The 9,038-nt window shown below is 71.6% G+C and carries 12 protein-coding genes; 4 read left to right on the forward strand and 8 right to left on the reverse strand.

Annotation, left to right across the window (positions count from 1 at the left end; genetic code table 11):
- Window positions 1-179 precede the first annotated feature (179 nt).
- The gene (locus B277_RS10485; RefSeq protein WP_007928032.1) at window positions 180-749 is read left to right on the forward strand and encodes an ArsR/SmtB family transcription factor; all 570 of its coding nucleotides are present in this window, start codon (window positions 180-182) and stop codon (window positions 747-749) included.
- A 9-nt stretch (window positions 750-758) separates the two neighbouring features.
- Window positions 759-1,454: a signal peptidase I gene (lepB, locus tag B277_RS10490; RefSeq protein WP_007928033.1), complete on the forward strand. Its 696-nt coding sequence runs from the start codon at window positions 759-761 to the stop codon at window positions 1,452-1,454.
- A 25-nt stretch (window positions 1,455-1,479) separates the two neighbouring features.
- Here lepB and truA read toward each other — a convergent pair whose 3' ends face one another.
- From truA to infA, 8 genes are all read right to left on the reverse strand, one after another.
- Complete coding sequence (gene truA, locus B277_RS10495) at window positions 1,480-2,307, reverse strand: tRNA pseudouridine(38-40) synthase TruA (protein WP_007928035.1); 828 nt, start codon at window positions 2,305-2,307, stop codon at window positions 1,480-1,482.
- 91 nt (window positions 2,308-2,398) lie between these two features.
- On the reverse strand, window positions 2,399-2,935 hold the full coding sequence (rplQ, locus tag B277_RS10500; protein ID WP_007928036.1) for a 50S ribosomal protein L17: 537 nt from the start codon (window positions 2,933-2,935) through the stop codon (window positions 2,399-2,401).
- Window positions 2,936-2,995: 60 nt separating this feature from the next.
- On the reverse strand, window positions 2,996-4,030 hold the full coding sequence (locus B277_RS10505; RefSeq protein WP_007928037.1) for a DNA-directed RNA polymerase subunit alpha: 1,035 nt from the start codon (window positions 4,028-4,030) through the stop codon (window positions 2,996-2,998).
- 115 nt (window positions 4,031-4,145) lie between these two features.
- Window positions 4,146-4,754: a 30S ribosomal protein S4 gene (gene rpsD, locus B277_RS10510; RefSeq protein ID WP_007928038.1), complete on the reverse strand. Its 609-nt coding sequence runs from the start codon at window positions 4,752-4,754 to the stop codon at window positions 4,146-4,148.
- 29 nt (window positions 4,755-4,783) lie between these two features.
- Window positions 4,784-5,182 (reverse strand): 30S ribosomal protein S11, encoded by a 399-nt coding sequence (gene rpsK / locus B277_RS10515; RefSeq protein WP_007928041.1) that lies wholly within the window; start codon window positions 5,180-5,182, stop codon window positions 4,784-4,786.
- Window positions 5,183-5,251: 69 nt separating this feature from the next.
- On the reverse strand, window positions 5,252-5,623 hold the full coding sequence (gene rpsM, locus B277_RS10520) for a 30S ribosomal protein S13 (protein WP_007928043.1): 372 nt from the start codon (window positions 5,621-5,623) through the stop codon (window positions 5,252-5,254).
- 225 nt (window positions 5,624-5,848) lie between these two features.
- Complete coding sequence (rpmJ, locus tag B277_RS10525) at window positions 5,849-5,962, reverse strand: 50S ribosomal protein L36 (protein ID WP_007928044.1); 114 nt, start codon at window positions 5,960-5,962, stop codon at window positions 5,849-5,851.
- 104 nt (window positions 5,963-6,066) lie between these two features.
- Entirely contained in the window at window positions 6,067-6,288 is a 222-nt protein-coding gene (infA, locus tag B277_RS10530; RefSeq protein WP_007928045.1) for a translation initiation factor IF-1, read from the reverse strand.
- A gap of 267 nt (window positions 6,289-6,555) precedes the next feature.
- Between infA and B277_RS16035 the strand changes: the two genes are divergently transcribed.
- Both B277_RS16035 and B277_RS10540 read left to right on the forward strand, forming a co-directional pair.
- Window positions 6,556-7,914 (forward strand): CPBP family intramembrane glutamic endopeptidase, encoded by a 1,359-nt coding sequence (locus tag B277_RS16035; protein WP_156811776.1) that lies wholly within the window; start codon window positions 6,556-6,558, stop codon window positions 7,912-7,914.
- A 114-nt stretch (window positions 7,915-8,028) separates the two neighbouring features.
- Window positions 8,029-9,038 (forward strand): hypothetical protein (locus B277_RS10540; protein ID WP_202948424.1); only part of this gene is annotated, 1,010 nt, incomplete at its 3' end.

Below are 9,038 nucleotides of genomic sequence, written 5' to 3' on the forward strand. Positions count from 1 at the left end.
TGCCGTCCTCGAGGGGGGACGCGGCGCCGCTGCACACCATTTTACGGGCGTCAGGACCCCCGCCGAAATCGGTGCAAACCCGCCAAAACCCTTGTCGTAGAGCGGATCTCGCGCCCTTGGCCGGCTGGACACCGACCCGCGCCATGGCGATTGCACAATTATTGTGCAATCGTGGATCGGTGACCGATGCACCCCCGCCGCCGACCTGGCGGCTCCTGGCCCACCCCCTTCGCTCCCGGATCCTCGCCCACCTGCGCCTCCACGGCGGCACGACCTCCGCCGACCTGGCCCGCTCCCTCGGCACCAACACCGGCGCGACGAGCTACCACACGCGGGTGCTCGCCGACGCCGGTCTCGTCGTCGACACCGGCCTGGGTGACGGACGCTCGCGGGTGTGGGCGGCGGCCGAGGAGGAGGCCGACGAGGGCCCCGACCAGACCGTCGCGGTGAGCGCGATCGACGACGCCGACGACCTCGCCGACGCGCTGTGGCTCGCCCACGACCTCGTCGACCACCACGCCCAGCGGCAGCACGCGTGGATCGACGCCCAGGTCTCCTGGCCCCTCGTCTGGCAGGAGGAGTGCGGCCTCCTCGACCGCGAGGTGCTCGTCGACGAGACCCAGCTCGCCGCGCTGCGCACCGAGCTCGGGGCCGTGCTCGACCGCTACCGGCGCCGCGGCGCCGGGACGCCCGGCGCCCGACGCGTCACCGCGGTGGTGGCCCTCACCCCGCTCCCCCGCCGCACCTAGGGTGGTGCCGTGAGCTCCTCCAACGCGCGCCGCGAGCGCCACTGGCTGCCCGGCATCGTCCTGCGGGTGCTCGTCGCCTTCGCCGTCCTGGCCCTGATCACCCACACGCTGGTGCGTCCCTTCGTCATCCCGTCGGCCTCGATGGAGCCGACCCTCATGACCGGCGACCGGGTGCTCGCCCAGGTCGTCGGGGTCGACGAGGCACAGCTCCAGCGGGGCGACGTCGTCGTCTTCAGCCACGGGCGCACGTGGGGCGAGGAGCGCATCGACGACCCCAATCCGGTGAGCGACGCCGCCCGACACCTCGGTGACCTGCTCGGCACCGGGCCGAGCCACCACGCCCACACCGTCAAGCGGGTCATCGGTCTGCCCGGGCAGACCGTCGAGTGCTGCGACGAGCAGGGGCGCGTCCTCGTCGACGGCGAGCCGATCGACGAGCCCTGGGTCCGCCACGACCTGCCCATGCCGGCCGACGGTGACTGCTCGACGGAGTCGACGGCCCGCTGCTTCGACCCGATCACCGTCCCCGAGGGCTCCTACCTCGTCCTCGGCGACAACCGGGCCAACAGCTCCGACTCCGTCGCCGGCTGCCGCGGCCCGGCCGGCGCGACCTGCGAGCCGCGCTTCGTGCGCTTCGACCAGGTCGTCGGCACCCTCGGCTGGCGCTGGTGGCCGCTGCCTCCGGGCGGGGCCGAGCGCCGCTGACCAGCGCCGCGACGCTCCGCTCGCGCTAGTCCCGCCGGGCCCGCGCCTCCTGCGCCCGCGTCGCGAGCGCGTCGTCGGCCGGGTAGGCCACCTCGACGAGGCACAGCCCGTGGGCCGGCATGACCTTGACCCGCGGGTCACGGGCACCTGCCGTGAGGACCTGCGCCGGGAAGTCCGCGTCACGCGCCCCCACCCCGACCGGCACGAGCGCCCCGATGAGCGCACGGACCATCGAGTGGCAGAAGGCATCGGCGACGACCGTCGCCTCGAGCAGCCCGTCATCGCGACGGGTCCAGTCGTAGCGCAGCAGGGTCCGCGTGGTCGTCGCCCCCTCCCGCCGCTTGCAGAAGGCCGCGAAGTCGCGCAGGCCAAGCAGCCGTTGGGCCGCCGCGTGCATGGCCGCGACGTCGAGCGGCGTGCGCAGCGAGACCACCTCACGACGACGCAGGGGGTCCACCCGGGTCGGGTCGTCGCCGACGAGGTAGCGGTAGCGCCGGCTCGTCGCTGAGAAGCGGGCGTCGAAGCCCTCCGGCGCCCGCGTCACCCGGTGCACCACGACGTCCGGCGGCAGCACCCCGCGCAGCCGCGTCGCGAGCGCCTCCTCCGCCGGGCGGTCCGAGTGCCCCCTGGCGCGCTCCAGCTCCTGCGGCGTGACGTCGACGTGCACGACCTGCCCGGTCGCGTGGACCCCGGCGTCGGTGCGGCCCGCGACGGTGAGGCGCGCCGGCTCCGCCAGCCGCAGCACCGTCGTCACCCCCTGAGCCAGCTCGCCCTCGACGGTCCGCAGCCCGGGCTGCGCGGCCCAGCCGTGGAAGTCGGTGCCGTCGTAGGCGAGGTCGAGACGCAGCCGCATGCGGGCCAGCGTAGGCGAGGGACGACGAAGGGAGCGCCGCCCACCCCGTGGGGTGAGCGGCGCTCCCTTCGCATGAAGTCAGCCGTCAGGCTCAGGCCTCGTCGGACTCCTGCTGCTTGGCCTCGCCACCGGCGGGCTCGAAGCCCGCGGCCTTGGTCTCGTCGGTGGTGGTCTCCTCGACCGGGGCCTCGGCGGCAGCCTCGTCCTTGGCGGAGCGCTGGGTGGCGGCCTCGGCCTCGGCGACGACGGCGCGCTTCGGCTTGGCGTTGACCGGCTCACGCACGAGCTCGATGACGCACATCGGGGCGTTGTCACCCTTGCGCGGCGCGATCTTCGTGATGCGCGTGTAGCCGCCCTGGCGCTCGGCCATGTCGGGGGCGATCTCGACGAAGAGACGGTGGACGACGCTCTTGTCGGTGACGGTGGTCATGACCTTGCGGCGGGCGTGCAGGTCACCGCGCTTGGCAAAGGTGATCAGACGCTCGGCCAGGGGGCGCAGGCGCTTGGCCTTGGCCTGGGTGGTCGTGATCTGGTCGTGCTCGAAGAGCGCGGTGGCCAGGTTCGCGAGGATGAGCCGCTCGTGAGCCGGGCCGCCACCGATACGGGGGCCCTTGGTGGGGGTGGGCATGGTGTTCTCCTTGGAAGTTCTGACCTCACCGCGTCAGCGGTCAGGTCGTGAGGCGGTGGGTCAGAGCTGCTCGTCCTCGGCGAACGAGGCGTCCTCGTCGCCGGACTCGTCGTAGTCGTCCTCGCCGTAGCCGGGGATGGACGTCGGGTCGAACCCGGGCGGGCTGTCCTTGAGCGCCAGGTCCATCTCGTGCAGCTTCGCCTTGACCTCGTCGATCGACTTCGCACCGAAGTTGCGGATGTCGAGCAGGTCGGCCTCGCTGCGACCGACGAGCTCACCCACGGTGTGGATGCCCTCGCGCTTGAGGCAGTTGTAGCTGCGGACCGTCAGGTCGAGGTCCTCGATGGGCAGCGCCAGGTCGGCCGCGATGGCGGCGTCGGTCGGCGACGGGCCCATGTCGATGCCCTCGGCCTCGACGTTGAGCTCACGGGCCAGGCCGAAGAGCTCGACGAGCGTCTTGCCGGCGGAGGCGAGCGCGTCGCGCGGGGTGATCGAGTTCTTGGTCTCGACGTCGACGACGAGGCGGTCGAAGTCGGTGCGCTGCTCGACACGGGTCGCCTCGACCTTGTAGGTCACGGCGAGGACCGGCGAGTAGATGGAGTCGACCGGGATCCGGCCGATCTCCTGGTCGCCCGACTTGTTCTGCTGGGCGGAGACGTAGCCACGGCCACGCTCGACCGTCAGCTCCATCTCGATGGAGCCCTTGTCGTTGAGCGTCGCGATGTGCAGGTCCGGGTTGTGGACCTCGACACCGGCCGGGGGGTTGATGTCCGCCGCGGTGACCGCGCCGGCGCCCGACTTGCGCAGGTACATCACGACCGGCTCGTCGTTCTCGCTGGAGACGACGAGGGACTTGATGTTGAGGATGATCTCGGTGACGTCCTCCTTGACCCCGGGGATCGTGGAGAACTCGTGGAGCACGCCGTCGATCCGGATCGAGGTGAGCGAGGCACCCGGGATGCTCGAGAGCAGGGTGCGACGCAGGGAGTTGCCGATGGTGTAGCCGAAGCCAGGCTCGAGGGGCTCGATGACGAACCGCGAGCGGTTGTCGGCGATGACCTCTTCGCTGAGGGTGGGGCGCTGTGCGATGAGCACGGTGATGTTCCTTCCCACGGGCGACCGCTATATGACGCCTCGTGAAGGTGTCCGGTCGTGATCCGGACGGTGGCTCCCGCATCGGTCCGCGGGAGCCACCCTCAGGTGAACTGGATCAGTTCTTGGAGTAGAGCTCGACGATGAGCTGCTCGGTGAGCGGCGTGTCGATCTGCTCGCGGGTCGGCAGCTGGTGCACGAGGATCTTCAGGCTGCCCGGGACGACGTGGAGCCACGCCGGGACGGGGCGCTCACCGAAGGTCTCGCGAGCGAGCTGGATCGGGAAGGCCTCGACGGACTGCTTGCGCACGGTGATGATGTCGTACTGCGAGACGCGGGCGCTGGGCACGTCGGTGCGCACGCCGTTGAGCTCGAAGTGACCGTGCGTGACGAGCTGACGAGCCTGACGACGCGTGCGGGCCAGGCCCGCGCGGTAGATGACGTTGTCGAGGCGCGACTCGAGGATGATCAGCAGGTTGTGACCGGTCTGACCGGGGCGGTTGGCCGCCTCCTTGTAGTACCGGACGAACTGCTTCTCCATGACGCCGTAGGTGAAGCGAGCCTTCTGCTTCTCCTGCAGCTGGGTGAGGTACTCCTTCTCCTGGATCCGGCGACGGCCGTGCTGGCCGGGCGGGAAGGGACGGAGCTCGAAGTTCTTGTCGCCGCCGACGAGGTCGAGCTTGAGGCGGCGGGACTTCTTGGTGATGGGGCCGGTGTAACGAGCCATGTCTTATCTGTCTCCCGTATCTCTGCTGCTCAGACGCGACGGCGCTTGGGCGGGCGGACACCGTTGTGCGGGCTGGGCGTGACGTCCTGGATCGCGCCGACCTCGAGGCCGGCGGCGGTCAGGGAGCGGATCGCGGTCTCGCGACCGGAGCCCGGGCCCTTGACGAAGACGTCGACCTTCTTCATGCCGTGCTCCATGGCACGACGGGCGGCGGCCTCGGCAGCCATCTGGGCGGCGTACGGGGTGGACTTGCGCGAACCCTTGAAGCCGACCTGGCCGGCGGAGGCCCAGGAGATCACGGCACCAGTGGGGTCGGTGATCGAGATGATCGTGTTGTTGAACGTGCTCTTGATGTGGGCCTGGCCCACGGCAACGTTCTTCTTGACCTTGCGGCGCACCTTGGCGCCGGAGCGGGTCTTGGGGGGCATGTTTCTCCTACGAAGTTCTTCGGTGGGTCACCGTCGACAGCCCGGAGGGCGCAACGGTGGGGTGGTGTCTTAGGCCTTCTTCTTGCCTGCGACGGTGCGCTTCGGGCCCTTGCGGGTCCGGGCGTTGGTCTTGGTGCGCTGACCGCGGACCGGGAGACCGCGGCGGTGCCGCAGACCCTCGTAGGTGCCGATCTCGACCTTGCGGCGGATGTCGGCGGCGACCTCGCGGCGGAGGTCACCCTCGAGCTGGACGTTGGCCTCGAGGTAGTCGCGGAGGGCGACGAGCTGGGCGTCGTCGAGGTCCTTCACGCGGGTGCTCGGGTCGACGCCGGTGGCGGCGAGGGCCTTCTGTGCGGTCGTGCGTCCCACACCGAAGATGTAGGTCAGGGCGACCTCAGCGCGCTTCTCGCGCGGCAGGTCGACTCCAACAAGTCGTGCCATGTGCTGGCTTCCTTTGCAGTACTCGGAGGTCTGGTGCACCACCGGTCCGGCGGTGGGTCCCACGGATGTCCGTGGGCCGCTCGGTCCCCGGCCTCCGAGCCGGGGGTGACGTCCTGCTCCGCGAAGGGGGCAGGGGCCGGGTGGTGCGTGCATTTCAGTTGGCGTTGCTCGAGGATCCGGCGACAAGCCGAGGTCCCCGCCGTACGGAGGTCCTGGTGGACGCGATCAGCCCTGGCGCTGCTTGTGGCGCAGGTTGTCGCAGATCACCATGACCCGACCGTTGCGGCGGATCACCTTGCACTTGTCGCAGATCTTCTTGACGCTCGGCTGAACCTTCATTGCCGTCTCGCATCTTTCTCGATCTGTCCCGCCCCAGGATGTGGTGACGGGTCGTGCTCGTGGTGCTTCACTCGTCGGTCGCCGGGGGCCGGCGACCGCCTCGATCAGCGGTAACGGAAGACGATCCGGCCGCGGGTCAGGTCGTACGGGCTGAGCTCCACGACAACCTTGTCCTCGGGGAGGATCCGGATGTAGTGCTGCCGCATCTTGCCCGAGATGTGGGCGAGAACCTTGTGACCGTTGGTCAGCTCGACCCGAAACATCGCGTTCGGGAGAGCTTCGACGATCGTGCCCTCGACCTCGATGACACCGTCCTTCTTGGCCATACCCTCTCAATCCGTTGGTGGCCGCTCCCTGGGTGGAAGTGACCGTGGGTGGCACGGCGACCTGACCTCCTCGGAGACCGAGCAGGCATGACACACGTGACCGACAGTCAAGATTACGGCATCGGCCCACCTCGAGGGAAATCGCGGGCCCCACGTAGGGTCGAGCCATGACCGGCCCCAGGATCGCACTCGTCGGCCCCCCCGGACCTGCCAGCGGCCGGGCACGCCCGGCGGGCGCTCGCCGCGCTCGCCCCCGACGCCCTCGTCGTGTCGTTGCCCACCGGTGCCGCGCTCACCCCCGACCTCGACGGGGTGTGGGTCCTCCCGTCGCCCGGCGCGGCCCCGACCGTGCACGACACGACGCTCTCGTGGGCCCTCCACCTGGGCCTGCCCGTGGCCGGCCCCCTCGGCAGGGACGACGGCGGCGCCCGCCCCGCCACCGACTACCTCGACGCCCCCGGCACGACCTGGGCGAGCGACGCACCGACCGGTGCCGACGGGCCGGCGACGATCCGGGCGACGGGCTCCCCCTTCGCCGTGCTGTCGCTGCTCCCCCTCGCGACGGACGCCGGCGTCCACCCCGTCGCCGTCGGCCTCGTCGACGCGGCACGTCGCCGGGCCGCCTCCCGCATGCCCGTGGCGACGTCGACCTCGCTCGCGCCCTTCCCCGACGACGAGCCGCGCAGCTACCTGCACCAGATGCGCACGGCCCGATACCGCTGGTGGCGCCCGCTGCTCGCCCTCTTCGCCGGCATCGCGACGTGGGTCGTCTGCGCGATGACCCTCACCATCGCCTGGGCCGTCCTCGACCCCGCGATGCTCTCCCCGGACGGGGCGGAGGAGATCGACATGACCTCCCCCGTGGCGACGCTCTTCGGCAACCTCGTCCTCGCCTCGCTCATCCCGGCGACGCTCGTCGCCACCCGGGTCGGCCACTGGCGGCCGATGGGCAAGGTCTGGTCGATCACCGGACGGATGCGCTGGGGCTGGACCCTGCGCTGCACCCTCGTGACGACGCTCGTGTGGGGCGGCTACCTCGCCGCCGCGTGGCTGCTCTCCGGCGAGGCCTCGACGGCCCGCCCCGAGCACTGGGGCTGGTTGGTGCTCATCGCGATCTTCACGACGCCGCTGCAGGCGGCCGGCGAGGAGGTCGCCTTCCGCGGCGGCCTGCTCCAAGGGGTCGGTGCGTGGATCCGCCACCCCGCCGTCGCCCTCGTCGTCGGCACGCTGCTGTCCACCGCCCTCTTCGCGCTGGCCCACGGCTCCATGGACCCGTGGGTGCTGCTCGACCTCGGCGGCATGGCCGCGGCCTGCTGCTACCTCACCTGGCGCACCGGTGGCCTCGAGGCCGCCATCGTCCTGCACGTCGTCAACAACATGGTCATCATCATCGGGCTCACGGTGCTCGGTGGCATCCAGGACGCCTACGTCACCGAGGAGACGACGAGCACCGCGGGCACCGCCGGCCTGAGCGTCTTCGCGACCGCGATCATGACGGCGATCCTCCTGTGGCTGGCCCGCCGCTCGGGCATCGCGCCGAAGGGGGTGGGTCGCCCCGCCCTGCACCCCCGGCCGGAGCCTCGGCCGGCTGCCGACGAGACGGCTCTGGTCACCGCGGCGCGGTGACCCTATGATCCGAGCGTCCGGCACCGAGGTCTGACCCCCAGACGCTCCCTCTCGCGCCGGCACCACCTTCAGCCGGCGCGCGAGAGCCCGCCACGTCACCCCTCGGAGCCCCTCGTGCGTCGTCCCCTCATGGCCCTGTGCCTCACCGCCGTCGTCGGTCTGGCCACCGCCCCCGCCGCCCTGGCCGCACCCACCCCGGTCACCCCGCTGGCCCCGACCGTCGTCGACGAGTGCGGCGTCGGCGGCGACCGGGTCGTCATCCCGCAGGTCGACGGGGTGCGCTACCTCGCCGAGGTCGCCGGCGCGACCTTCGAGCTGACTCCCGGCAGCTATGCCGGCGTCGCCTTCTGGCCCGAGGACGCGATCACCGAGGCCGAGGTCGAGGACCTGCTCCTCGGCGAGTCCGACTGGACCGCCCCCGACACCACGGCGACGATCACCGCCGAGGCCGTCGACGACGCCGTGCTCGCCGACGGCGCCACCACGAGCTTCGACGTCCGCCTGTCGTCGGCGCCCTGCACCGACGGCCCGGCGGCCGTGACGGCGAGCGCGACCTGTGGCTCGGTGACCTTCGCCAACCCCGCGGGCAACCCCGAGGCCGTCGTGCTGTGGGCCGATGCCGACACCGAGGACGACTACACCGAGCTGCCGCTGCCCCCCGGGGCCTCCGCCACGATCACGACCGACGCCGCCGAGCTCGACTGGTTCGCCGTCGACGCGGCCGATTGGGTGGACGAGCCGTGGGACGAGGAGGACTGGATGGGCGAGGGCGACTGGGCCGCACCGCTCGCGGCGGCCGACCCGGACTACGTCGCGACCGAGGAGGACCGCGAGCTCCTCGTGGAGGTCGCGGAGTTCATCGACGACCTGCTCGACGAGGGCCTCGGGGGCGGCTACCTGGAGCTGCCGAGCGACTGCCCGGCCGCGCCCGACACCGACGGCGACACCGACGGGGTCGCCCCCGAGGCACCGACCACCGCTCCCGAGGTCCCTGCCGTCGTCCAGACCGACGGCGCCGCGCTCGAGACCCCCCGCACCGCTGGCGCCCGTCGGCCTCGGCCTCCTGGCCGTTGGGGGCCTCGTCGGCGTACTGCGCCGGCTGGCCCGCGCCTGACGGCAGCGGC

This window comes from Janibacter hoylei PVAS-1, from assembly GCF_000297495.1.
GTDB classification, from domain to species: domain Bacteria; phylum Actinomycetota; class Actinomycetes; order Actinomycetales; family Dermatophilaceae; genus Janibacter; species Janibacter hoylei.